Raw genomic sequence first — 25,676 nt, forward strand, 5'->3', positions numbered from 1 at the left:
TGGGTGAGGCGGCCGATGGTGACCGGGCCGTGGCCCTCGAGTCGGGCGATGGGTGAGTCGGCGTACAGGTGCAGGTAGACCTTGGCCCGTACCTTGACCGGACCCACGTCCTCACCGAGGTCGGGATGGGTGGTCGGGTTCATGAGAAGGGCCGCGGCGGCGACGCGGCGGTCGTTGCGGCCCGCGTCGGGCAGCCGCTCCTTCAACCTGTCGGCGACCGCGGTGACCGCGGCGTCGATCCCGGCGATGGTGAGTGCGTCGGCCTTGATGGTGAAGGTCGCCATGCCGTGCTGGTTGACCCGGCTCATCCGGGCACACCGCTCCTTCGCGGCGACCTCCTCCCGCTCGCGGGCGAGTTCGGGGGCCGCGGCGGCGATCTTGCCCGCGACCAGGGTCTCGAACCGGGACCACGCCAGACGACCGTCGGCGACCTCGTGCACTTCGCCGTCGACCCAGGCTGCTTCCTCACGCGAGAGGTCGCGGGTCGCGTCGGCGACATGGCGGGCATGCGGAACCCGGACGGTGCCGGCCTCGATCCCGGCCCACAGTTGGGGCAGGCGCAACTGGAGGTCGACCGCGTCGGCGATCAACCTGCGCGCACCGTACGGGCTGGTCTGGACCCGGGCGCCGAAGACGGCCGCGGCGTGCTCGGTGATCAACGGGGTCCCGACCCCACCAGCCCGTTTGGCCCGGGCACGGCCGCGGCGATCCGACGCCGGGAGGCGGTCGGGGTGGTGCAGCACCGCCCACTGGTACGCCGCCCGCAGGATGTCCCGCTCGGCCTCCAGGCGGGCGGCATGACGACGCTCGACGAAGTCGAGCACCCCCACCGTCGACAGGTCCTCCAGACCCGTCACCGCCTCTTCACTGACCATGCCGACACCCCATCAAAAGGGTCCGACACAACCCGCGGCGAGCTCACCCAGGCTTGCCCGGCAGCACCGACAGCAGCTCGTAGGCGACGTGAGCGGCGGCGATGCCGGTGATCTCGGCGTGATCGTAGGCCGGGGACACCTCGACGACGTCGGCGCCGACGACGTCGAGTCCGTCGAGGCCGCGGAGCACCTCGAGCAGTTGGGCGCTGGAGAGGCCGCCGGCCTCGGGTGTGCCGGTGCCGGGGGCGAAGGCGGGGTCGAGGACGTCGATGTCGAGCGATACGTAGACCGGCCGGTCGCCCAGACGCTCGCGCATCCGGTTGATGATGTCGTCGATGGGCGAGCGCACGAAGTCGCGGGCGTGGACGGCGGAGAAGCCCAGCTCCTCGGACTCGTCGAGGTCGAGCTTGCTGTAGAGCGGGCCGCGGATGCCGATGTGCATCGCGTGGGTGAAGTCGATCAACCCCTCCTCGGACGCCCGACGGAAGGGCGTCCCGTGCGTGTACGGCGCGCCGAAGTAGGTGTCCCACGTGTCGAGGTGCGCGTCGAAGTGGAGGACCGCGACAGGTCCGTGCCGCTCATGCTGGACGCGGAGCAGGGGCAGCGCGATGGTGTGGTCGCCGCCGATGGTGAGCAGGCTCCGGGAGGTGCCGGACAGCTCGCGCGCGCCCGCCTCGATAGCAGCGATCGCCTCGTCGAGGGAGAACGGATTGACGCCGAGGTCGCCCGCGTCGGCGACCTGGGCGCGGACGAACGGCTCGCTGTCCTGCGCGGGGTTGTAGGGCCGCAGCAGGCGTGAGGACTGGCGGATGTGGTTGGGGCCGAAACGCGCACCGGGCCGGTAGGAGACACCGCCGTCGAAGGGCACACCCCACACGAGGGTGTCGGCGTCGCCGACCTCGCTCAGCCGCGGCAGCCGGGCGAAAGTGGTGTCTCCCGCGTACCGGGGGATCTGGGTCGCGTCGACGGGTCCGACGGTCATGCTGCGCCTCCCTTGCCATGCACGGACAATGCGTCCAGGATCTCACCCGCGCCACAGCTGCCGGCCTCGGCGCCTCCCGGCAGCACGTTCACGACAGTGGACTCGGGCACCATCGTGCACGGTCACCCGCGGGGAGTAGCACGAGGGGTCCCTCGCTGCGGGCTCAGCAGGCGAACTGGCGGCGGTAGCTCTGCGGGCTCACCCCGCGTACCCGCACGAAATGGTGACGCAGGGTGGCCGCGTTGCCGAAGCCGACCTCGCCCGCGATCCACTCCACGGGCTGCTCGGTGCGCTCGAGCAGCTCCTCCGCGGCCGCGACCCGCTGCCGGGTGACCCAGTGGTGGGGCGTCGTGCCGGTCTCATCGCGGAAGCGCCGCGCGAAGGTGCGCGGGGACATCAGGGCGCGCTTGGCGAGCGCCTCCACGGAGTGGTCCTCGCCGAGGTTCTCGAGGATCCAGGTGAGCAGCGGGCGCAGCGTGTCGGCGTCGCAGTCGGGGACGGCGCGGGCGATGTACTGCGCCTGTCCCCCGTCCCGGTAGGGAGGGACGACGGCCCGGCGCGCGATCACGTTGGCCACGGCCGCGCCGTACTCCTGGCGCCAGATGTGCAGTGCCGCGTCGAGACCGGCCGCGCTGCCCGCGCCCGTGACGACCTGGCCGCTGTCGACGTAGAGCACCTCGGGGATCACCTTGGCCGCCGGGAACTGCCGCTGCAGCTGCTCGGTGTACATCCAGTGGGTGGTGCACTCGCGACCGTCGAGCAGACCGGCCTGCCCGAGGATGAAGGAGCCGCTGCACACGGACATCAGCCGGGCGCCGCGCTCGTGGGCGGCGCGGATGGCGTCGAGGACGGCCTCGGAGGCCTCGGCCTGCTTGATCGCCGGGATGCCGACCAGGTCGGCCTCGGCGACCCGGTCGAGGCCGTGGGTGGCCTGCATCGTGAAGCCCATCGAGGTCTGCAGCGGGCGGTCGTCCTCGGCGCACACGGCGAAGTCGATAGCCGGCACGCCGTCGGCGGTCCGGTCGATCCCGAACGCCTCACAGATGATCCCCAGCTCGAACGGGGCGACGCCGTCGAAGGCGATCACGGCCACATTGGTCAGCACTGCACCACCATCGCAGGCATATGGCAGAGAATCAACGCCAACCGGCTTTTCTGCCACTGGTGGCAGGAATCAACGGAGAGCAGGATTACTGCCATGACCACCGCACTGATCCTCTCCCTCCTGCTCCTGATGCTCGCCTCCGGCCTGACCGCCCTCGTCACGTGGGCCCGCCACGACCGACTGTCCGCCGGCAGCGCGGACCGCGACGACCGGGCGTCCGCTCATCGCGAACGCAGGCCCAGCGCCAGCGAGCTGTCCGAGGCCGGCGCGTCCGAGCGTCCGGCCACCACTCGGATCGTGCGCCGCGGCACCGCCCGCGCGCCCCGCCGGGTCACGACGACCTTGACCCGCGCGTCCTGACCCGGCGCCAGCGACTGCGTGCGCCAGGTGCCGGCCAGGACCGCGGCCGTGACGTCGCGACCGGCGACGACATAGCGGACCCGGTACGCCGACCCGGCGCGTGAGCCGCGCAGGGTGAGCGCCGCCGGCCGGGCACTGGTGTTGGTCACCCGGAGCACGGCCCGCCGCACGTCGCCACGCCTCGGGAGCCGCAAGGTCCGGGTGGTGCGCCAGGCTCCCTTCGAACGGACCGCGATCGCCGGCTGCGCACCGACGACGGTGTAGGCGCGCCGGACGGTGGTGACGTTGCCGGCACCGTCGGTCGCGGTCGCGGTGACGGCCCGCTCCCCCGGCGTACCGGTCGCCAGGGTGGGGCCCGAGAGCGAGCAGGACTGCAGCGTCGATCCGCCGCGGTCCGTGCACCGCACGTGCGGCGCGACGGCGTCACCCGTCTCGTAGACGCCCCCGCCGAGCTCCCCGTCCGGGAGGGTGACCTCGACGACCGGATCGATCCGGTCCGCGACCTCTGCCTTCTCGGCGCGATAGCTCAGCACCGCCGGCGCCGCGAGCTCCCACACGACGCGGCCGTCGGGCGCGACCTCGCTGACCAGGGCTCCCCGGTAGGAAGCCCAGTTGACCAGGGTGTTGCCTCCCACGAGTCGGCGGGCCGAGCCGGCGAAGTACGAGAACCGGCCCGGGTGGTCCCAGGAGCGCACCAGGGTCGCGGTGAGTGTGGTCTCGTCGAGCGCGTACTCCGTCACCCGCGTCACCGCGCGGTTCACTGTCGGCCCCAGCCGGTCCGCCGGGTCGACACAGTAGGACGGCGTGGACTCGAGCACGGCCGAGCCGTTGTCGAAGACGAGCAGGTGACCGTCGGGGAGCCGGCTCACCGTGTGCTGGGCACAGGGTCCGCCGTGCGGGTCGCCGACGAAGGTGAAGTCGTTGTGCCGTCCGCCCAGACGCCACACCACGTCGCCCCGCTGGTGGCCGTCATGGTCGGACCAGGCGATACGCAGCGCCGCGCTGAGGTGACGGAACGACGCCAGCACGTCGCCGCCGGGCAGGATCTCGATCGAGTTGATGTGCGCCCAGTCGCTCGCCGCCCCGGCCGTCGTCGCGGCAGGGTCGAGGTGGTCGCCACTGTCCCAGGTGTAGACCACGGCCCCCGCCGCGTCGACCTCCTGGATCACGGCGTCGACCAGCCCGCTGAGGGGATCGGGCTCGTAGGCGACGAAGAGCCGGCTGCCGTCCGCGCGCAGGATCGAGTCGTGATTGTCGGTGTTGACCAGGCCCACGGTCCGCGAGAGCGTCGCCTCGCGCAGCTGGGCGTCCAGCTCGACCAGGTCCCAGTCGCTGGCCGGCCCGGGCAACCGCCGCATCAGGGTGTAGCGGCCGTGCGGGGCGGGCTTCAGGTCGGCGACGGGTTGCCCGAAGTCATGGACGTAGACCGGCACGCCGTTGCGGTCGAGGGCTGCGGCGAAGGTGCCGAGCGTGACCAGGACGTGACCGGCGGCGGTCTCGGGGCCGTCGACCACCGTGGTGATCTCCGGGAACCCGGCCGGCAGGTAGACCAGCGCATAGGTACGGCGGCCCGCCGCGTCGTCCACGAACACCGACACCTCGTCGCCGGGGGCCAGCCCGCTCACCTCGGTCGGTCCCCTCACCACCACCCCGTTGACCCTGATCACTCCGGCCGGGTCGCCGGTGCTGGCCGTTACGGTCAGCCGGCCCGCGGTCGCGGCGGTGGTCGCCACGGCGTACCGGCTGACGGTCGGGTCGAAGGAGGGACGCAGCTCGGTGCCGGGGCCGGAGACGGCCAGCGTGATGGCGGGCTCCGCCGCCACGGCGGCGCCCGCCGGCGTCGCGGGGAGGCCGACGAGACCCACCAGCAGGGCCGGGAGCAGAGCTGGGAGGAGCAGACGTGCGACGACACCCATGGGGTAGCCGATCGGCAGCGCGCGACGCGACCTGAGCCTGCGCCGGAAGCCCGAAGGCCCCGACCGCATGGTCGGGGCCTTCGGGTTGGTGCCGTGGCGCAGCGCGCCGGACGGCGTGATCAGTTGCCGCCGGTCAGCTTCTCGCGGAGCGCCTGGAGCGCCTCGTCGGAGGCGAGCGAGCCGCCACCGCTGCCGCTGTCCTCGGCCGGGGCCGAGGAGTAGGAGCTGGCGTCGCCGGCCTCGATCTCGGCCTGCTTGGCGTCGGCCTGCTGCTTGACGTGGGCCTCCCAGCGAGCGTGCGCCTTGGCGTACTGCTCCTCCCACTTCGCACGCTGCTCGTCGAAGCCCTCGAGCCACTCGCCCGTCTCGGGGTCGAAGCCCTCGGGGTAGATGTAGTTGCCCTGGTCGTCGTACGTGGCCTCCATGCCGTACAGCGTCGGGTCGAACTCCTCGACGTCCGCCGCGGCAGCGGTCTCGTTGGCCTGCTTGAGCGAGAGGGAGATCCGGCGACGCTCGAGGTCGATGTCGATGATCTTGACCATGACGTCGTCGTTGACCTGGACGACCTGCTCCGGGATCTCGACGTGGCGCTCGGCCAGCTCGGAGATGTGGACCAGGCCCTCGATGCCCTCCTCGACCCGCACGAACGAGCCGAAGGGAACCAGCTTGGTGACCTTGCCCGGGACGATCTGACCGATCTGGTGGGTCCGGGCGAAGTGCTGCCACGGGTCCTCCTGGGTCGCCTTCAGCGACAGGGAGACGCGCTCGCGCTCCATGTCGACGTCGAGCACCTCGACGGTGACCTCGTCGCCCACGGTGACGACCTCGGACGGGTGGTCGATGTGCTTCCAGGACAGCTCCGAGACGTGGACGAGACCGTCGACGCCGCCGAGGTCCACGAACGCACCGAAGTTGACGATCGAGGACACGACACCCTTGCGGATCTGGCCCTTCTGAAGCTGGGTGAGGAAGCCGTGGCGCACCTCGGACTGGGTCTGCTCGAGCCAGGCACGGCGCGACAGGACCACGTTGTTGCGGTTCTTGTCGAGCTCGATGATCTTGGCCTCGAGGGTCTGACCCACGTAGGGCTGCAGGTCGCGGACCCGGCGCATCTCGACGAGCGAGGCGGGCAGGAAGCCGCGCAGGCCGATGTCGATGATGAGGCCGCCCTTGACGACCTCGATGACGGTGCCCTCGACGACGCCGTCGGCCTCCTTGATCTCCTCGATCGTGCCCCAGGCGCGCTCGTACTGGGCGCGCTTCTTGGACAGGATCAGGCGACCCTCCTTGTCCTCCTTCTGGAGGACGAGAGCCTCGACCTTGTCGCCCACCTGGACGACTTCGGACGGGTCGACGTCGTGCTTGATCGACAGCTCGCGCGAGGGGATGACGCCCTCGGTCTTGTAGCCGATGTCGAGCAGGACCTCGTCACGGTCGACCTTGACGATCGTGCCGTCGACGATGTCGCCGTCGTTGAAGTACTTGATGGTCAGGTCGATGGCGGCCAGGAAGTCCGCCTCCGAGCCGATGTCGTTGACGGCGACCTGGGGCGCGTTGTCGTCGTAGCTGCTCGGAATGGCGGTCGAGAGGGTGCTGGTCATGAAGGTGGGTGATCCTTGGGTGGGCAGAAGTAGTCGGGATGAACGTCGGCGGGACCGCCGACCCGAGGGCAGGCGAGCACACAGACGTTCCAGGGTACGCGCCGCCGGTCACCGGAGTCCAACCGGCGGGCACTATCCTCACAGGGTGCAGGACGTGCAGGACATCACGGCGTGGCCGCATCCCCCCGTCACCGCGCATCGGCGCCGCGCCGACGAACGCGAGTCACGGCGCGCCAACGGTGCCGACTGGGACCGCTACGCCGACGAGTACCAGGCCACGCACGGGGGCTTCCTCGGTGACATCGGATTCGTCTGGGGTCCGGAGGGCCTGACGGAGAGTGGCGCCGGGATCCTCGGCGACGTCCGCGACCGCGACGTGCTCGAGGTCGGCTCCGGGGCCGGCCAGTGCTCGCGCTGGGTGAGCAGCCAGGGCGGCCGGGCCATCGGCCTGGACCTGTCCCACCGCCAGTTGCAGCACTCGCGCCGGATCGACGAGGCGACGGGGGTCGTGGTCCCCAGCGTCCGTGGCACCGCCACCGCGCTCCCCTTCGCCGACGCCCGCTTCGACGTCGTGTTCTCCTCCTTCGGCGCGCTGCAGTTCGTGGCCGACATCGACGTCGCCGTCGCCGAGACGGCGCGGGTACTGCGACCCGGCGGCCGGTTCGCGTTCTCGATCACGCACCCGACGCGGTGGATGTTCCCCGACGACCCCGGCGAGGAGGGGCTGACCGCGACCCAGTCCTACTGGGACCGCACCCCCTACGTCGAGGTCGACGACGAGACCGGCGCGACGTCGTACGTCGAGCACCACCGCACCCTCGGCGACTGGGTCGCCCTGCTCGCCGGCGCAGGCTTCCGGCTCACGACGCTGCTGGAGCCAGAGTGGCCCGAGGGCAACGAACGGCTGTGGGGCGGCTGGTCCGGGACCCGCGGCCGGCTGACGCCGGGCACCGCGATCTTCGGCGCCGATCTGGACTGAGGGCTCCCGCCTGGTCATTCCGGGTCATGCCCGCGTGGGCCTTACGTCCTCATTCCTGCCGGATCGGCGCCGCGCCCCTCCCGGGACGGTGTCCCCTCGTCAATAGTGAGGGCCCTCGGAACCGCTCTGGAGGGAGCACCCCATGTCTGCATCCCAGGCGCGCCGCAGGACCCGGTCCGCGGCGCTGCTCGTCACGTCCGTCGCCACGGGGGCGGCGTTCGCCCTGTCCGTCCCGCTGGCCACGCCGGCCCACGCCGATCCGCTGCCGGCGGCGTTCACCGGATCGGCGCACGCCGACCTGGTGAACCTGCCGGTCGACGTCCTCGACGCCTCGGCCGCGAGCGTCCCGCTCGGGCATGCCTTCACCACCGTCGACAGCACCCTGGCCACCGACAACGTCCGGGCGGACTCCGCCAACGTGGACGTGGCGCTGGCCGGCATCCCGATCGACCTGGACAGCCTCGGCGTCACCGCACCGCCTTCGGACTCGGCGTCCGACACGCTGGTGCCGCTGGACCTCGGCGCGCTGGCCGACGTCGACGCGATCGAGCGTGACGTCGAGGCCAACTACGTCAGCGCGACGTCATGCCCGCCACTCGTCGGCACCGAGCGCCTGCTCGGCCGGGCGAGCAGCTCCGTGGCCTCGGTCGGCCTGCTGAGCGACGTGGCGACGATCGGCGCGATCCAGGCGACCACGACGACCAAGCTCGTCGACGCCGACTCCGACGGCCACTCCGACATGGTGTCCGAGACCAGTACCACGGTGGGCGACGTCCAACTGCTCCCCGCGGTCGCGGGCGGGATCACGGTCCGGCTCTCGGACGCGGTCGTCACGCGGGCGACCTCGGACGGCACGACCGGCACGTCCGCGGTCGTCAGCCCCGGCGTCACCGCCGCGGTCCTCGTGGCCGGCCTCCCGATCGCCACCGTCGACCTCGGCCAGGGCCAGGTCGACGTCCCGGTCAACCTCGGCCTGGCCTCGGTCAACCTGAGGATCGGACTGGCCAACTTCACCGACAGCTCCTCCGGCGCGACCGGCGCGGGCGCGCTCGACGCCGTGCTGCGCATCCAGCTGCAGGCGTCGCTGCTCGGCACCGACCTCGCCGACCTCGACCTCGCCATCGGCGCGGGCACCGTGGAGGCGGCGGCCCCGGCCGGCGGCGTCGAGTGCGGCGCCCTCGACCCGGTCGCCGACACGGTGATCACCTCGCCCGCCGAGGGATCCACCGTCACCGACGCGACCCCCGACATCACCGGCACCGGCGAACCCAACTCCACCGTCACCCTCGTCATCGACAGCGGCACCCCCATCACCGTCCCCGTCAGCCCCACCGGCACCTGGACCCACACCCCCACCACCGACCTCACCGAAGGCACCCACACCATCACCGCCGACGGGAACGCCAACGGCACCGGGACCGACGACACCACCACCTTCACCGTCGACGCCGTACCCACAGCCGACACGGTGATCACCTCGCCCGCCGACGGATCCACCGTCACCGACGCGACCCCCGACATCACCGGCACCGGCGAACCCAACTCCACCGTCACCCTCGTCATCGACAGCGGCACCCCCATCACCGTCCCCGTCAGCCCCACCGGCACCTGGACCCACACCCCCACCACCGACCTCACCGAAGGCACCCACACCATCACCGCCGACGGGAACGCCAACGGCACCGGGACCGACGACACCACCACCTTCACCGTCGACACCGACGTCGACGACGATGGTCTGACCGCCGCTGAGGAGGCCGAGCACAACACCGATCCGAACGACCCCGACAGCGACGAGGACGCCATCAACGATGGTGATGAGGTCTCGGGCGCCGGCAACGAGTACGACGGCACCGCGACGAGCCCGACCGACGACGACTCCGACGACGACGGCCTGCTGGATGGCGAGGAGAACGACCACTCGACCAACCCCAATGACGCGGACACCGACGGCGGCACCGTCAACGACGGCGACGAGGTCGACAACGGCACCGACCCGCTCGACCCGGCCGACGACGTCATCGACGGCACCGTGATCACGGCACCGGCCGACGGCGGCACGGTCACCGACGCCACGCCGACCATCTCCGGCACGGCCGAGCCGAACTCGACCGTGGGAGTCAGCGTCGACGGCGGAACCGCGGTCGACGTCACGGTGGGCCCCGACGGCATGTGGAACTACACGCCCACCACCGCCCTCCCCGACGGCAGCCACACCGTCACGGTCGACGGCGACGCCAACGGCGCCGGCACGGACGACACGGTGACCTTCAGCGTCGAGACCGAGGCGACCGACACCGACGGCGACGGCATCCCGGACGGCGAGGAGTCGGAGAACGGCACGGACCCGAACAACCCGGACACCGACAACGACGGGCTGAACGACGGCGCCGAGCAGACGGCGGGCACGGACCCGAACAAGGCGGACACCGACGGTGACGGCCTCCTGGACGGCCAGGAGGTCAACGGGCCGACCGGTTGCGTCACCGTGACCGGCGCCGTGAGCAGCACCAACCCGCTGAAGCCCGACACCGACGGCGACGGGCTGACCGACGGCCAGGAGGTCAAGGGGATGAACATCCAGCAGGTCTTCCACACCAACCGCGGCAAGCCGCGGAAGGCGAAGACCATCGGCCTGGTCAAGACCAACCCCTGCAACACCGACACCGACGGCGACCGGCTGACCGACTTCCAGGAGGTCACCGGCATCAAGATCGGCCAGAAGATCACCCGCTCGAAGGCCAACGGCGGGACGTACAAGATCAAGGTCCGGATGACCGATCCGACCCGTGCCGACACCGACAGGGACGGGCTGACCGACCACCAGGAGGTCACCGGTTCGAAGAACAAGCGGTTCAAGAAGCGCAAGACCGATCCGACGCTCGCCGACACCGACTGGGGCGGCGGCCGCGACGGCCGGGAGGTCAAGAGCAAGACGGACCCGAGCCGCCACGGCTGATCCGACCGACGCCGACACGACGGTCCCGCGGGCACGTGCCCGCGGGACCGTTGTCACTAGGGTGGATGTGTGGACGCGGAGGAGATCGCCAAGTCGGCCGCACTCGAGCACCGGCACTGGTGGTACGCCGCCCGGCGGGCGCTCGTGCGCCGGACCGTCCGGGCCTGGCCGGCGGGTCGGGCGATCGACGTCGGATGCGGCATGGGCGGCAACACCGCGGTCCTGCGCGAGCTGGGATGGCGGGCGGTCGGCGTCGAGTACACCGACACCGGCGCCGGCATCGCCGCGGCCCGCGGCATCCCGGTGGTCCGCGGCGACGGCCGGAGGCTGCCCGTGGCCGACGCCTCGGTGGACCTGGTCATGTCGACCGACGCCTGGGAGCACATCGACGACGACCGGGCCGTGGCGCGGGAGACGGCGCGGGTGCTGCGGCCCGGGGGCCGCGCGCTCATCGCGGTCCCGGCCGGCATGGCCCTGTGGAGCGGCCACGACGTGGCCCTCGGGCACGTCCGGCGCTACGAGCGGCAGCAGCTCGCCGACCTCGCGACCGGCGCCGGCCTGGTCATCGACGATCTCTGGTCGTGGAACGTCCTGCTCCGCCCGGTGGTGCGCGCCCGCCGGCGCAACAAGCACGCCGCCGAGAGCGAGATGGAGGACGTCCACCCGGTGCTCAACGCCGGCCTGCGGGCCGCCCTCGCGGTCGAGCGGGCGCTCCCGGTCCGGCGACTGCCCGGCGTCAGCCTGGTGCTCCTCGCCCACCGACCCGTGCCGGGTCAGTCGAAGCGGTAGATCCGCGGCTCGAGGAGCGCGCCGTCCCCCCGGCGCAGCTCGGGGCGCACGACGTCGTCGTACCTGACCGGCGTACGACGGCGCGGCTTGCGATAGGTCAGCGCGGCCGTGAGCGCACGGGCGACGAGGGCCTCGGTGCCGCGGGTGTGGTGCGCCTCGGAGTTGACGGTGCGCTCGACGAAGGCGGGGTCGTGGGTCCCGACGGTGCGCACCGGCTGGGTGCCGCTCCAGCGCAGGGCGATGACGTTGTGGTGGTGCCGGCTGTCGATCAGACGCTTCACCGGATCGGCGAGCTCGGCCCGGCGCAGGTAGGCGTCGATCTCGGGGTCGAAGCTCGCCGCCTGCTTCGCCTCCAGCACCAGGGTCGGCGGCTGCGTGGAGTCGTCCAGGCGGCACCACCACAGATGGCTGGGGAAGTCGACGATCTTGGCCGCGGCGGCCTCCGGCACCTCGATGTAGCCGGCCTTCGCGACCCGGGTCAGCTCCCCCACCACTCCCACCGGGTCGGTGACGTGCTCGAGGACGTGCGAGCAGATGGCGTAGTCGAAGACCCCGTCGGCGAAGGGCATCGCCGACGCGTCGGCGTCGAACAGCGGCCGGTCGACCCGGGTGCGGCCGCTGCCCGACCGCTGCCCGGCGTACGCGTCGCCGGGATAGCGGTCGAGCAGCACGTCGGCGCGCCACGACGGCTTGTCCCCGCTGCCGACGTCGAGGACCAGGCCGTCGTCGGGGATCGGCAGTCCGATCCGGCTGTCGTAGAAGGCGCGCAGCCGCTCTCTGATCTCCTGCATGCTCCTGATTCTCCGGGTCAGACCCCGGCCAGCTCCTGGTCACGTCGCTCGGCGCCGTCGCCGCCACGGCGTGCGGCGCGGCCGAGGAAGAGGCCCGCGGCGACGAGGGCCACCCCGAGCAGCACCAGCAGGGCCGGGAAGAGCAGCTTCATCCCGCCCAGCAGCGTGGCGTTGGACTTCGCGTCGTCGACCAGCTCGTCGACCTGGTCCTGGGTGTACTGGACGGTTCCGGTGAAGGCGGGGACGCTGACGCCGTCGTAGCGCAGCTCCTGGACCCGGTCCTCGACCCGGTCGACCGGCGAGCCGGTCTTCGGCTCGACGTAGAAGGTGCGGGTCATGCCGTACCACATCTCGGCCTGGACCGACGCCTCGGTCGAGCCGAACACGGAGCCGGGAACCTCGCGACCCTCGATCACGGTGGGCTCGATGCGCTGGACGAACTTGTAGACGGTGAGCCCGTCGATCGTCTCCTCGCCCTCGTAGGTGGCGGGGACGGCCTCGCCCACGTTGTCGTCCCAGACCGGGTAGTCCTTCTTCTTCGTGTCGAAGGGGAACTTGTAGATCTGGCCCTTGCGGACCGCGGGCTCGCGTTCACCGGCGGCCACCTCGGTCCACGAGTCGCACTTCGCGCAGTCCACCGCCGCGCCGCTGGTGCCGTCGAACGGCGCCCGCTCACGGGACTGCTGGAAGATCGTGCCGTCGGCCCGCTTGACCGTGGTGGAGTTGACCCACACCACGACGCCGTCGGGCGCGTCCGCACCGCTGTCGGCGATCGTGCGGGAACTGATCTCCAAGTCGGTGGTCTCGGGCGCGAGCACGTCGGGGTCGGAGTTGAAGACCTCGGCGCCGTCGGCCTCGAGCTCGGTGACGCCCTCGTAGTCGGGTGGGACGGTGGCGAGGACCGGGTAGGCGTAGAAGCGGACCAGGGCGGCCGCCACGATCAGGAAGACACCGAGTCCGACGGACACGGCGGCGAGCTTGCTGCGCATGGGCGGAGGAACCTCTCAGACGGCCACGCGGTCGCGTGGGTGGTGACGGTCGGGCCGCGTGGACACGTGCCCGAGGAGTTGGTGGGTCAGCTCGCGCGCCTGCGCGCGCATCTGCGACCAGTCGAACTTGTGGGCCCAGGCCACGCACGCCTCCGCGCGCAGGACCCGGACTCCGGGATCGTCGGCGTCGACCAGCGCACCGGTCAGCGCCTCGGTGAGGTGGTCGACGACGATGGCCGGGTCCGCGCTGTCCGGGACCAGCCAGCCGCTCTCGCCCGGACGGATCGAGTCGCGCAGTCCGGGGACGTCGCGGGCGACGGTGGGGACGCCGTGGGCGGCCGCGTCGATGACGGCCTGACCCCAGCCCTCCGCGTCGGAGGCGCACACGTGCACCGCCGCCCGGGCCAGCAGGGCGTCCTTCTCCTCCACGGACAGGAAGCCGTGGAAGGTGACCTGGTCCGCGAGGCCGGACTCGGCGGTCAGCGCGACCAACCGATCGCGCTCGGGACCGCGGCCGACGACGTCGACGCGCAGGCGTCGCCCGGCGAGCTCGGCCCGCGCCTGCGCGCGTCGGACGGCCTCGATCGCCAGATCGACCCGCTTGTGGGTGACCAGCCGGCCGAGGACGACGATCCGGTCCGGGTCCTTGGCCGCCGGGTCCAGCAGATCGGCGGACCGGTCGGCGGAGGGCAGGTCCGCGCCGTTCTCGAGGATCCGGATGTCGCCGGTCCAGCCGAGCTGGTCGCGCATCTCGGCGACGGTCGACAGCGACACCGCCGCGGTGACCTGGCGCTGGTAGACACGGCGCATCGCGACCCGCTCCAGCCACCGGCCGAAGGCCGCCACCGGCGCCGGGAAGTGCACCGCGAACTGCGCCTGGTGGACGTGGTGCACCAGCAGCAGGGCCGGCGTCGCGCGGCGCAGAACCAGTGGTGAGAAGGACGGCAGCCCGCAGGCGGGGTCGATCACGGCGTCGATCCGGCGGCGGTGGCGCAGCAGCCACGCCAGCACGAACGGGTAGAAGGTCAGCGCGCCGCCGCCCCGGCGTACGGCGATGCCGTCGCGGGTCTCGCGCGCGGCCTGACCCTCGTCGCGGGCGGTGACGAAGTGGACCTGCGCACCCGCCTCACGCAGGGCCCGGGCGAACTGCCAGGCGTAGATCTCCGCGCCGCCGGCCAGCGAGTGGTCCAGGTCGCGCCAGTTGACGACGACCAGACGCCGGCCGGCCAGGTCTGGCTCGGGGCGCCCCATCAGTGGCTCCCCACGAGTGCCACCGGGGTGGGCACGCCCACCGGCCCGGGCCGGTCGAGAGAACGGCAGCGCCAGGCGATGCGGGCCAGCTCGGCGAAGGCCGCCGCTCCGTGCCGGGACGGCACGAACGTGGAGCCCGGCACGTCGATCCAGGTCACCGGGATCTCCTGGAGCTCGGCGCCGGCCGCGCGCAGCCGCACCAGCAGCTCGACGTCGAAGGAGAAGCCCGCGGTCCGCAGGCCGCGCACGGCCTGGCGGGCGACGCTGCCCCGGAACACCTTGAAGCCGCACTGGGTGTCGGCGACGCCGGGAACCAGCCGGCCGGCCAGGCGCCGGTAGGCCGCCGCACCGAGCGAGCGGGTGCGGCAGTGCCGCGCCGCGGTCTCGCTCCCGGCCACGGCGCGCGAACCGATGACGACGTCGGCGCCGAGCAGCAGGTGCCGCCAGGCCTCCTCGATCGCGTCGAGCCCGGTCGCTCCGTCGGCGTCCATGAAGCACACCAGGTCGGCGTCGGTGGCCAGCAGGCCCGCCCGCACGGCGGCGCCCTTCCCCCGGCGCGCGCAGCGGACCACCCGGACCGGCAGCGCGGTCGAGTCGGCCGCCCGCGCGACCTCGGCGGTGCGGTCGGTGCTGGCGTTGTCGACGACGAGCACCTCCACGCGGCCGAGCACCCCGCGGTGCGCCGTCACGTGACGACGCAGCTCGCGCAAGGTGCGCGGCAGCCGGCGCTCCTCGTTGTACGCCGGAATGACGATCTGCAGCATCGGACCCTCCCAAGCCGTCTGCTCAACCCGTCCCCTTCGCGGAGGACGTACGACGAACCCACGCACCCGGGTGACAGGACGTCACGGAGGCGCAGGCGAGGGCGACCTACTGGTCGGCGTAGCTGTAGAGCTTCTCGTTGCTGACGGGCTTGTGCTCACCCTGCGCGGCGTTGACGCCGGCGACGAGGACGACGGTCGAGGCGAGAGCCCCCACCACAGTGGCGATGATCGTGTTCATGCGCTGGTCCCCTCCCAAAGACCGGCACAGAGCATCAGTCCCCATGACTGTCATGAATGTGATGCCCGTTACTCCCTACTCGTGAGTATCCATGCGGCACCGGCCAAAAGCAAAAGAAACGCGCAAGTGTGTCCGATCGACAGGAGGATCTGGCGCGACCGGAGCGCGCCCTTCGTGACGTGCGTCACGGCGGCGTCGGGGGCGAGGTCGACCAGCCGCAGCCCCTCACCGTCGTACGCGATCCGCCCCGGCGGGACCTCAGGGTCCCCCATGCCGCGCTCGACGAGCACCCAGCGCACGCCGAGGGCCCGCAGGGCGGCCGCGGGATCGGGGTCGGCGAGGGCACCGGTCACCGCCACCACGCGCGGGTCCTCGGCCGGGACGACACGGCCCCCGCCCAGCAGCACGCGGTCGTCGACGAGCACCTCGCCGGGCAGCAGGCGGGGCGCGGGATCGAGGACCGCACGGCGGTGATTCCAGGCATAGCCGCGGTAGGACCCCACCCACGGCAGCACGACGGTGGTGTCCTCGGGCCCCACGAGCTCGGCGACGTCCGTCCACGCCTCGGGGTACGACGAGCGCTGCAGCTCCCCGAGAGCGCCCCACGCCAGGCTGGGCAGGAGCAGCAGCGGAGCGAGCACGCCGAGGGCGACGACGCTCCACAGCGCCGGGACGCCCGGCCGGATCCGTTCGCGCACCGCCGTCACGGAGTGTGCGGAGCCGACCGCGAGGACCAGGCCCAGCGGGGCCAGGAACCGGTGGGAGTCGCGCAGCAGGGCCAGTCCGGGCACGGAGTCGGCCAACCGCTCCAGCAGGTCGCTGCCGCCGGGCATCGCCGGGACGAGCGCGAGGAGGAGCGCGGCGCCGCCCAGGAGCGCCCAGCGCCGTCGGTCCGGGCCGCTGCGGGCCAGCCCGGCCAGCGCCACCAGGCTGAGCAGGCACGACAGCAGCACCAGCGCCGCGCTGGTGCGCTCGGCAGGCACGATGGAGGTCTTCCAGATGCCGCCCAGGGACAGCACGCTCGCCGCCGTACCGGCCGCGGACTCGGCGCGTGCGGCGAAGCCCTCGAACACACCGTCGGTCGTCACCCGGGCGGCCGTCGCGGTGACGGCGGGCAGTGCCCAGGTCAGGTTCGCGCCGACCGCCAGCACGGCCGCCCGCCACCAGACCCGGCGGTCCCTGCCGAGCGCGAGGACGGCGAGGACCCCGACCGCCATCACGCCGCTCGACGGGCTGCACAGCGCGGACAGGACGAGCATCACCGCGGCGGGTCCCCAGTCGCGCGGGTGTGCGCGCAGCCGGAGCGCGGCGCGCGCCACCCAGGGCAACAGCAGGTAGCCGAGCAGGATCGCCCACTGCCCGATCAACAGGCGCTCGTAGACCCACGGGTTCCAGCAGAACAGGGTGATCGCGGCGGCGCGCGCGTACCAGCGCTGGTCGGGCACCAGCCGGGCGACGCCCAGGCCGCCCGCGACGAAGCCCCCGACGAGCAGCAGCCGCTGGACCGCGCTTCCGGGCACCACGTGGGTCGCCAGCGAGACCAGCGCGTCCATCGGGACCGCGCGCGGCAGTGAGCCGTCGAGACCCAGCCAGGCGCTCTTCCAGGGCTGGCGTGGGACGAACACCATGTCGCCGACCAGCCAGTACCCGCCGCCGACGAGCAGGGGGCCGAGCACGAGCGCGGTCACCGCCACGGTCACCGCGAGGTCGGGGCTTGGCCGCCTCACCGATGCTCCGGCGGCGTTCCCCGGGCCAGGACGGCCGCGAAGCCGAGCGCGAGAGCCGCACCGGTGACCAGGTCGACCGGTCGCGACGGCAACCGCGGCGCGTCGGTCAGGGCGACCACGAGAGCCACGAGCGCGCCGAGCAGCGCGGCACCGGCGAGAGCCTGCACCAGCCGGGGCCACCGGGCGAGGAGGGCACCGAGCACTCCGGCCGCGGCCACGATCGGCCCGCCCACCAGGCCGGCCGCGACGCCCGCGACGGCCGCGGTGAGGACGATCCTGCGGCGCGAGGGCGGCACGCCGGCGGAGGGCTCGCCGTCCGCCGGCGACGGAGGCTCGGCGGGCTCGGCGGGCTCGGCGGGCCTGCCCCTGCGACGCCGGACGCGGCGCAGCGCTCCGGACGCGAGGATCCCCAGGGCCGTGAGCAGGACGACGCCGAGGACCCCCAGGCCCGCGACCAGGACGATCAGGTAGCCCCGCTGGGGGGTGTAGACGAGTTCCGCCTCGCCCGCGACGCCGGCCGGCAGCACCCAGCCCTGGGCCCAGCCGTCCACCGTGATCCGCTCGAGCTCGCGCCCGTCGACAGTGGCCACCCAGCCGAGGTTCACGTTGTGGGGCGACGAGAGGACGGCCTCCTCCCCCGGACCGACGTCGAGCCGTACCCGGGTGTCGTCCGCGGACAGCAGCCGGACCGTGCGCGACCGGGACGGACCACGCTCGGGCGCGGCACCGCCACCGACGGAGTCGAGGGTCAGGGCGACCGGCTGGAACTGCTCGGTCGAGCGCAGCTCGACCCGGTGCGCACCGGCGGCGAGCTCCCACGGGCCGGCGTCGTCGCACGGCTCGAGCGCCAGCTGGCCCGCCGCCACGACATCGCCCATCAGGCCGTCGACGCGGGTGTCGACGACGCGGCCGTCGACGACCAGCTGCGGGCCGAAGCCGCAGACGGCGCCCGTCGGACCGCCTCCGTCGAGGGTCGCGGCGACGCGCGCCCCACCCAGCCGGATCTCACCGACGCCGAGGGGCGCACCGTCCACCCGGCCGGCCGTGCGGCCGAAGGTGATGGTGAGCCGGCGCGCGCGGACCGGCTCGAAGGCGCCGTACCCAGTCAGGTCGGCCCGCCGGACCACCTCACCCTCCGCGGTCTCGGCCCGGACCACCGCATGGTCGGGGCGCACGGCCACGCCGGCCGGGGGCGTGACCGTGAGGCGCCGCAGCGTCCGCTTGCGGCCGAGATCGACGGTGAGCGTCGGCTCGCCGTCGCGGGGGTCGGCCACCCACGAGGTCGCGTCGTTGCCGTCGTAGGCCATCCGCGGCGACACGGCCGGATCGTTCCCCAGCCACGAGGAACCGGTCATGGTCACGCCGCCCAGAGGCTGCAGCAGGGCGAGCGTGCCCGGGCGGCTGCGACCCACGACCAGGCCGCGCACCCGGAACCGGCCGCCCTCGTCGAGGGTGAAGGTGCGGTCGATGCCGGCGGCCTCCTCGGCCGCGCGTGCCCGGTACCGGCCGCAGTCGGGCCCCAGCAGGGTCAGCACGCAGGAGCGGGTCTCGGGCGCCGCGGCGAACAGCAGATCGGGCGGGCCGGCGGTCCCGGCGTCAGGGACGACGAGCGTGCGGGTCGGCGCGACGCCGTCGATCCCGACCTCGGCGAGACCGATCGTGGCGTCTCGGTCCGGGGCGTCGAGAGCCTCGATCCGGACCCGGTCGGCGCTGACGTCGAGCCGCACCGTGCCCTCCCCGGTGAACGGGTCGGCCACGAGGGTCCGGCTGCGCCCGCCCGCGGTGACCCGCCAGCGGGCGACCCGGCTCACCTCCTCGGCGGACGGCTGGGTCAGACGCACCGCGCCGATCCGCCGCTCGCCGCCGAGATCCACCTCCAGCCACTGGCCCACGGCGTCAGCGAACGGGCTCGGCCGCCAGTACGTCGCCGGGTCGCCGTCGAGCGCCGACCACGGCGCGTTCTCGGGGTGCACCGCCCCCAGGGAGCTGGTCCACGCCCGAGAGCTCGACGCGTCGACACCCGCGATGCCGTCGTACCGGGCCACGACCGGCTCGGCCCCCGCGGCACCCGGGTAGTTCGGCACCACCCGGTCGCCGTGGAACGCGTCGGTGGCCGTCATGACGTTGCTCTCGGCGTCCTGGATCCGGCCGAAGGTACGCTCGCGGAGCCGGTAGCCGTCGCCCACCACCTGCGCGTCCCGCTCCCAACCGGGCTCGCCGGCCAGCACCATCGCCTGCGCCGGCCCGACCAGGCCGGACCCGACGGCGGCCACCGCGGCCTCGACGGAGCCCGCGACGGTCACCGCGTCGTCGACATCGCGCACGTCGTACCCGCCGGTGCCGACCTGGGCCCCGATGGCCGGCTCCACGTCGAACACCTCGATCGCGGGACCGAACTCCAGCTCGCCGAACGTAGCGACCGAGTGCAGGCCGGGCGAGCGCCCGAGCGCGACACCGACCAGGCTCGCGGAGGTCGCCTGGGAGACCTCCGGCTCGAGGTCGTGGCGCACGAGGACGGTGTCGATGCCGATCCGGTTCAGCAGGTGGCGCAGGTACGGCGAGCCGGAGCCGGTCTCGAGGAAGGTCTCCATCGCGGAGAACAGCCGGATCGTGGCCGGCGGGGTGAGCGGCACCTGGGAGCGGGTGATCCAGGGGCTGCGCGCCACCGCCTCCATCGGCTCCTCCATGGTCCAGCCCCACTGCTGGATGCCGAACCCCGATCCGGGGATGACCCAGGTCGCGCCGCCGCCGTCGTCGGCGGCCTCGGCCCGCTCCTCGAGGAACGCCGAGGCCTCCCACCAGTACGACGGGAGCTCCTTCCATCCGGGCGTGCGGGTGTCGGCCGTGGCGATGGGCTGGGCCATCGCGACCAGGCCGCCGGCGAGCGCCACGGCGAGTCCGCCGGCCGCGAACCGCCGCAGGTCGAGGGGCCGACGCCGCCACAGGGACCGGAGCAGGTCGTCGGCGAGGGCGCCGAGCCCGATCGCGATCGGGACCCGGAGCACCGGGTCCATCTTGGCGACATTGCGCAACGGGGCAACGGGGCCGTCGAGCAGGTCGCGCAGCGCCTGACTGAGTGGCCCGTCGAGCGCGCCGGTATGGGCGATCACCTGGCAGACCAGTCCGAACCCGGCCGCGAGCAGCAGAGGGGTCCGCCACGCGCCGCGCATCCGGAGCAGGCCGACGAAGCCCGCGACGGCGACGAGGCCCGACCCGAGTACGAGCCACGGCTCGTAGGCCAGGTCGTAGCCGGCCGGCCACCAGCGGTCGCCGCCGACCGAGATGAAGCCGACCCAGTTGCTGGCGCCGCGGAGCACGGAGGCGAAGTCGGCTGTCGACGTCGTGGCTCGGGCGTCCTCGACGAAGTCGTAGAACGGTGGACTGTAGGTGCCCAGCCGCAACAGCGACAGGATCCACCAGGCGCTGACCGCGCCGACGAGAGCGAGCCAGCCCGCGCCGAAGCGCCAACTCAGCCGGCGGGTCAGCACGGCCCAGAGGACGAGGATCGCGAGCAGGGCGGCGGGGGCCGCCGTGGCGGTGCCGTTGACGCCACCCGAGCAGGCGAAGGCGGCCGCCGACAGGATGGCCGCGTTGCGTGGCCGCATCCGGCCGTGGACGGCCAGCACCACCGGGAGCGCCGCCCACGGCAGCATCGCGCCGGGCAGGATCTCCGCGCTGCGGGTGCCGATCTCGGTGACGTGCCGGGGCGTGAGCCCGTAGGCCAGGCCGGCGACCGCGGCAGCCACGGGCGTCGTACCGAGGGCGCGGGAGAGGAGGCGCAGCCCCTCACAGGCGAGGAGCAGGATCAGCACCGACCACAGCCGCTGCGCCACCCAGCCCGGAACGCCCACGAGCTCGGCCAGCCAGAAGAACGAGCCGTGGGGGAACAGATAGCCGTAGGCCTGGTTCTGCATCTCCCCCAGCGACACCTCGGGGTTCCACAGGTGGAAGGTGCCGGCGAGGTGCGGGCCGGGGACCTCGGTGAGCTCGAAGCGGGTGTCGCTCGTGGACTGGCCCCACTTCTCGGTGAAGACGAAGAGCGCGAGCGCGGCGTACAGGGTCAGCAGCACCACGCGACCGCGCCGCTCGTCACGCATCCCGCCTCCGCTCCCTGGCCCTCCCCGGCGGGGGTCACTGTATGCCGACGCGGCCTCCGCTTCCCGGATCGGTGAGGACACCCCCTAACCTGCTCTGGTGACGACGACCTCGCCTGCCGCGGGCTCACGCCTGGGCCGGCTGCTGCGCAGCAGCGCCGGCATCGCCATCGCGATGGCCGTGATGAACGTCGGTGCCTACGGCTTCCAGATCGTCTCGGCACGCCTGCTCGGCCCGGGCCAGTACGGCGCCCTCGCCGGCGTCATGGCGCTGCTCATGGTCCTCTCGGTCCTCCAGCTGGGCCTCCAGGCGACGTCCGCGCGGCGCATCGCCGCCGACCCGGAGCACGTGGCCGCCGTCGAGGCGTCCGTTCTCCGCACCGCCTGGCGCACCGCGTTCGCGCTGGGGCTGGTGACGGTGCTGGCGGCTCCCCTGGTGACGAAGCTGCTGCGGCTCGACGGCCTCCTGCCCGCCGTGCTGCTGGGTCTGAGCATCGTCCCGATCACCGTGATGGGGGCCCAGGCCGGCGTCCTGCAGGGCGAGCGGCGCTGGCTCCCCCTGAGCCTGGTCTATCTCGCGGTCGGCGTGCCCCGGGTGCTTCTCGGCCTCGCGTTCCTGCTGGTGTGGCGCTCCGAGACCAGCGCGATGCTCGCCGTCCTCGTCGCCTCCTGGGTCCCGGTCGCGGCAGGCGCCTGGGCCCTCGGCCGGCACCCCCGGCCCACCAGCAGCGTGACCGAGTCCGAGATCCGCCGCGACGTGCTGCGCGAGACGGCCGGCAGCTCGATCGCGCTGCTGGCCTTCTTCGCCCTGTCCAACCTCGACGTCGTGGTCGCCCGCGGCATCCTCGACGGCCACGACGCGGGCCTGTACGCCGGCGGCCTGATCGTGACCAAGGCCGTGCTCTTCCTCCCGCAGTTCGCGGTCGTCGTCCTCTTCCCGTCCATGTCGAAGGGCAGCGAGAGCCGGGCCGCGCTCGCCAAGGGGCTGGCCTTCCTGACCGTCCTCGGGACCGCGTGCGTCGTCGCGACCTACCTGCTCTCCGGCCTCGCCCTCGTCTTCATCGGCGGCGCCGAGTACGCCGAGGTCGAGGACCGCCTGTGGATGTTCGCCGTCCTCGGCGCCCTGCTCGCCCTGCTCCAGATGCTGGTGTACGCCGGTCTGGCCAGCCGCGGCGCCGCGACGAAGTACCTCGTCGGCGTCGGCGTGGTCGCCCTCGTGATCGGCGGCTCGCAGGCCGACTCGGTCACGAGTCTCGCCACCACGGTCGCCGTCGTCGACCTCGTGGTGCTGCTCGTGCTCGTCGTACTCCAGGCCTTCCGGCACCGTCGCGAGGAAGTGCCTGCTCCGGCGGACCAGTAGTCGGTCATCGCGGGAAGCGAGGGCGACGGAGCGCAGGGAGCGAGGCACGAGCGACCGCAGCGGAGGAGCCGAGTCTTTCCGCGGGCCGACCGGTTCGCCGCCGTACCAAGGCGACCGGCTACGGAAGCCAACCGCGTGCGCGGCAGCGCGGCGGAGCGAAGCGACGACGCGCTCGCGCCGACCAACTAGTGCGCGGCGTCGTGCCAGGAGCGGCCGGTGCCGACGGAGACGTCGAGCGGGACCGTGAGGTCGGCGGCGCCGGCCATCTGCTCGCGGACCAGGGTCTCGAGCTCCTCGCGCTCGCCGTCGGCGACCTCGAACACGAGCTCGTCGTGGACCTGGAGCAGCATCCGCGAGCGCAGACCCGCTCTCCGCAAGGCGGCGTCCGTGCGCAGCATGGCGACCTTGATCAGGTCGGCCGCCGAGCCTTGGATGGGCGCGTTGAGCGCCATCCGCTCGGCGCCCTCGCGACGCATCCGGTTGTCGCTGGTCAGGTCGGGCAGGTAGCGGCGCCGGCCCATGATGGTCTCGGTGAAGCCGGTGCGCCGGGCCTCGTCGACGACCCCACCGAGGTAGTCGCGGATCCCGCCGAAGGTCTCGAAGTAGTCGTCCATCAGGGCGCTGGCCTCCCGCGCCTCGATGCCGAGCTGCTGGGACAGGCCGAAGGCGGACAGGCCGTAGGCGAGGCCGTAGTTCATCGCCTTGATCTTGGCCCGCATCTCCGGCGTGACCGCGTCGGGCGCGACATCGAAGACCCGCGAGGCGGTCTCGGCGTGGAAGTCGCGACCGGAGCGGAACGCCTCGATGAGCAGCTCGTCCTCGGAGAGGTGGGCCATGATCCGCATCTCGATCTGGCTGTAGTCGGCGGTCATCAGCGAGGCGTAGCCGCCGCCGACCACGAAGCTCTCGCGGATCCGCCGACCCTCCTCGGTGCGGACCGGGATGTTCTGCAGGTTGGGTTCGGTGCTGGAGAGCCGGCCCGTGGCGGCGATGGTCTGGTGGAAGGTGGTGTGAATGCGGCCGTCGGGCTGGACGGTCTTGAGCAGGCCCTCGATCGTCTGCCGCAGTCGGATCACCTCGCGGTGGCGCAGCAGGTGCAGCAGGAACGGGTGCTCGGTCTGGGCGAACAGCCACTGCAGCGCGTCGGCGTCGGTGGTGTAGCCGGTCTTGGTGCGCTTGGTCTTCGGCATGTTGAGCTCGTCGAAGAGCACCACCTGGAGCTGCTTGGGCGAGCCGAGGTTGATCTCCTTGCCGATCACGTCGTACGCCGCCTGCGCCTCCTTGCGCACCTCCTCCCCGAAGTGCGCCTCGAGCCCCTCGAGATGGTCGACGTCGATGGCGATGCCGGTCTGCTCCATGCCGGCGAGCACGGCCACGAGCGGCATCTCGACGTCGGTCAGCAGCCCGCGGCCGCCGGCCTTCTCGACCTCGTCGGCCAGCTCGGCGGACAGGTCCAGCGCGGCGCGGGCGTGCACCATCGACGCCTTCGCCAGGTTGGCGTCCTCGTCGAAGAGCATCCCCTGGTCGTCGTCCTCGGCGACCGTGAGCTCACGGTGGAGGTAGCGCAGCGACAGGTCGGCGAGATCGTAGGAGCGCTGGTCCGGGGCGACCAGATAGGCCGCGAGCGCCGTGTCCTCGACCACGCCGGCGAGGCTCCAGCCCTGCGCGGCGAGGGCCAGCAACGGTCCCTTGGTGTCGTGGAGCACCTTCGGGCGCGCCGCGTCGTCGAGCCAGGCGGCCACCGCCGCGTCGTCGGCCACGCTCATCGCCTCGACGTCGACGTACGCCGCGCGACCGTCGGCCAGCGCGAGGGCGAGCCCGTTCACCCGGCCGGTGCCGCTGCCCCAGGTGCCGCGGACCGACAGGCCGACCGTGGCCCCGTCGATCTCGTCCAACCAGGCGGCGACCGTGTCGGGCGCGAGAGTGGTGCCGTCGACCTCGACCCCCGCCTCGACCGGCGTGTCCTCGCCGGGCGCCACGACATCGAGGATGCGGGTGCGCAGCTCACCGCGGAACTCCAGCTCGTCGAGCAGCTCGAGGGCCGACGAGCGGTCCCACTCCCCCAGCACCAGATCGTCGACCGCGACACCGAGGTCGAGGTCGCGGACCAGTGCGTTGAGCCGGCGGTTGCGGATCACGTCGCCGAGGTGCTCGCGGAACGCCTCCCCCTTCTTGCCGGTGATCTTGTCCGCCTGGGCGATCACGTTGTCGAGACCGTCGTAGGTGTTGATCCACTTCGCCGCGAACCCGGCGCCCACGCCCGGGACGCCCGGGAGGTTGTCGGACTGCTCGCCGACGATCGCCGCCAGCTCGGGGTAGCGGTGCGGCGGGACGCCGTACTTGTCCTCGACGAAGGCAGGGGTCATCCGGGACAGGTCGGAGACGCCGCGCATCGGGTAGAGCACGGTCGAGCGCTCGGTGACCAGCTGGATGGAGTCGCGGTCTCCGGTGAGGATGAGCACCTCGAGACCGCTCGTCTCGTCGGCGAGGGCCTGCGTGACGAGCGTCGCGATGATGTCGTCGGCCTCGTAGCCGGGGTGCTTGATGTAGCGGATCGAGAAGCTGTCGAGCATCCGCTCGATCAGCGGCAGCTGGCTGCTGAACTCGCTCGGCGTCTTGTTGCGCTTGGCCTTGTACTCGGCGTACTCCTCGGTGCGGAAGGTCTGCCGCGACACGTCGAAGGCGACCGCCACGTGGGTCGGCTGCTCGTCGCGCAGCACGTTGACCAGCATCGAGGTGAACCCGTAGACGGCATTGGTGTTCTGCCCGGTCGCGGTCGAGAAGTTCTCGACCGGGAGGGCGAAGAACGCGCGGTAGGCCAGGGAGTGGCCGTCAAGGAGAAGGAGTCGCGGTCGAGTCGTCTCCGTCATAGGCTGGGGCACCCGGCGACTCTACC

Annotated in this window: 17 protein-coding genes; 4 read left to right on the forward strand and 13 right to left on the reverse strand. The window is 72.7% G+C overall.

Translation table 11 applies throughout. From position 1 onward, the window contains the following. The 5 genes from RB608_RS10625 to rpsA all read right to left on the reverse strand — a co-directional run. Positions 1-875: DUF222 domain-containing protein (locus RB608_RS10625; RefSeq protein WP_308087856.1), on the reverse strand; the 875-nt coding region annotated here is incomplete at its 3' end. Between the two features lie 43 nt (positions 876-918). Further along, on the reverse strand, positions 919-1,857 hold the full coding sequence (speB, locus tag RB608_RS10630; protein ID WP_308087857.1) for an agmatinase: 939 nt from the start codon (positions 1,855-1,857) through the stop codon (positions 919-921). 163 nt (positions 1,858-2,020) lie between these two features. Continuing rightward, on the reverse strand, positions 2,021-2,962 hold the full coding sequence (locus tag RB608_RS10635) for a helix-turn-helix domain-containing protein (RefSeq protein ID WP_308087859.1): 942 nt from the start codon (positions 2,960-2,962) through the stop codon (positions 2,021-2,023). A gap of 221 nt (positions 2,963-3,183) precedes the next feature. After that, positions 3,184-5,238, reverse strand: a complete 2,055-nt coding sequence (locus RB608_RS10640; RefSeq protein WP_308087861.1) for an aryl-sulfate sulfotransferase — start codon at positions 5,236-5,238, stop codon at positions 3,184-3,186. Positions 5,239-5,357: 119 nt separating this feature from the next. After that, positions 5,358-6,839 carry a 30S ribosomal protein S1 gene (gene rpsA / locus RB608_RS10645; RefSeq protein WP_308087862.1) on the reverse strand — a complete coding sequence of 494 codons (1,482 nt, stop codon included), beginning with the start codon at positions 6,837-6,839 and terminating at the stop codon, positions 5,358-5,360. Positions 6,840-6,984: 145 nt separating this feature from the next. On the opposite strand from rpsA, the gene RB608_RS10650 reads away from it, so the two are divergent. The 3 genes from RB608_RS10650 (at position 6,985) to RB608_RS10660 (ending at position 11,566) form a co-directional block, all read left to right on the forward strand. Next, positions 6,985-7,818 (forward strand): class I SAM-dependent methyltransferase, encoded by an 834-nt coding sequence (locus tag RB608_RS10650; RefSeq protein ID WP_308087863.1) that lies wholly within the window; start codon positions 6,985-6,987, stop codon positions 7,816-7,818. A gap of 142 nt (positions 7,819-7,960) precedes the next feature. Beyond that, positions 7,961-10,777, forward strand: a complete 2,817-nt coding sequence (locus RB608_RS10655) for an Ig-like domain-containing protein (RefSeq protein WP_308087864.1) — start codon at positions 7,961-7,963, stop codon at positions 10,775-10,777. 69 nt (positions 10,778-10,846) lie between these two features. Next, positions 10,847-11,566 (forward strand): class I SAM-dependent methyltransferase, encoded by a 720-nt coding sequence (locus RB608_RS10660; RefSeq protein ID WP_308087865.1) that lies wholly within the window; start codon positions 10,847-10,849, stop codon positions 11,564-11,566. Here RB608_RS10660 and RB608_RS10665 read toward each other — a convergent pair. The 7 genes from RB608_RS10665 to RB608_RS10695 form a co-directional block, all read right to left on the reverse strand. After that, positions 11,551-12,357, reverse strand: a complete 807-nt coding sequence (locus RB608_RS10665) for a methyltransferase domain-containing protein (protein ID WP_308087866.1) — start codon at positions 12,355-12,357, stop codon at positions 11,551-11,553. The genes RB608_RS10660 and RB608_RS10665 overlap by 16 nt on opposite strands. A 17-nt stretch (positions 12,358-12,374) precedes the next feature. Beyond that, positions 12,375-13,346 (reverse strand): DUF3068 domain-containing protein, encoded by a 972-nt coding sequence (locus RB608_RS10670; RefSeq protein WP_308087867.1) that lies wholly within the window; start codon positions 13,344-13,346, stop codon positions 12,375-12,377. Between the two features lie 15 nt (positions 13,347-13,361). Further along, on the reverse strand, positions 13,362-14,597 hold the full coding sequence (locus RB608_RS10675) for a glycosyltransferase family 4 protein (RefSeq protein WP_308087868.1): 1,236 nt from the start codon (positions 14,595-14,597) through the stop codon (positions 13,362-13,364). After that, on the reverse strand, positions 14,597-15,361 hold the full coding sequence (locus tag RB608_RS10680; RefSeq protein ID WP_308087869.1) for a glycosyltransferase: 765 nt from the start codon (positions 15,359-15,361) through the stop codon (positions 14,597-14,599). The genes RB608_RS10675 and RB608_RS10680 overlap by 1 nt, the downstream gene beginning before the upstream one ends. A gap of 106 nt (positions 15,362-15,467) precedes the next feature. Continuing rightward, positions 15,468-15,599: a hypothetical protein gene (locus tag RB608_RS10685; RefSeq protein WP_281285791.1), complete on the reverse strand. Its 132-nt coding sequence runs from the start codon at positions 15,597-15,599 to the stop codon at positions 15,468-15,470. A 68-nt stretch (positions 15,600-15,667) separates the two neighbouring features. Then, positions 15,668-17,326 (reverse strand): hypothetical protein, encoded by a 1,659-nt coding sequence (locus RB608_RS10690; RefSeq protein WP_308087870.1) that lies wholly within the window; start codon positions 17,324-17,326, stop codon positions 15,668-15,670. Next, positions 17,323-21,423, reverse strand: coding sequence for an alpha-(1->3)-arabinofuranosyltransferase family protein (locus RB608_RS10695; RefSeq protein WP_308087871.1), 4,101 nt, complete (start codon positions 21,421-21,423; stop codon positions 17,323-17,325). The genes RB608_RS10690 and RB608_RS10695 overlap by 4 nt, the downstream gene beginning before the upstream one ends. 97 nt (positions 21,424-21,520) lie before the next feature. Between RB608_RS10695 and RB608_RS10700 the strand changes: the two genes are divergently transcribed. Further along, a complete protein-coding gene (locus RB608_RS10700) occupies positions 21,521-22,780 on the forward strand; it encodes an oligosaccharide flippase family protein (protein ID WP_308087873.1) in 1,260 nt (419 codons plus the stop codon). 185 nt (positions 22,781-22,965) lie between these two features. Here the strand turns inward: RB608_RS10700 and polA are convergent, their stop codons facing one another. Further along, entirely contained in the window at positions 22,966-25,650 is a 2,685-nt protein-coding gene (gene polA / locus RB608_RS10705; RefSeq protein ID WP_308088193.1) for a DNA polymerase I, read from the reverse strand. Between the last annotated feature and the right edge of the window lie 26 nt (positions 25,651-25,676).

Source organism: Nocardioides sp. LHD-245 (assembly GCF_030929495.1).
In the GTDB taxonomy this organism is placed as follows: domain Bacteria; phylum Actinomycetota; class Actinomycetes; order Propionibacteriales; family Nocardioidaceae; genus Nocardioides.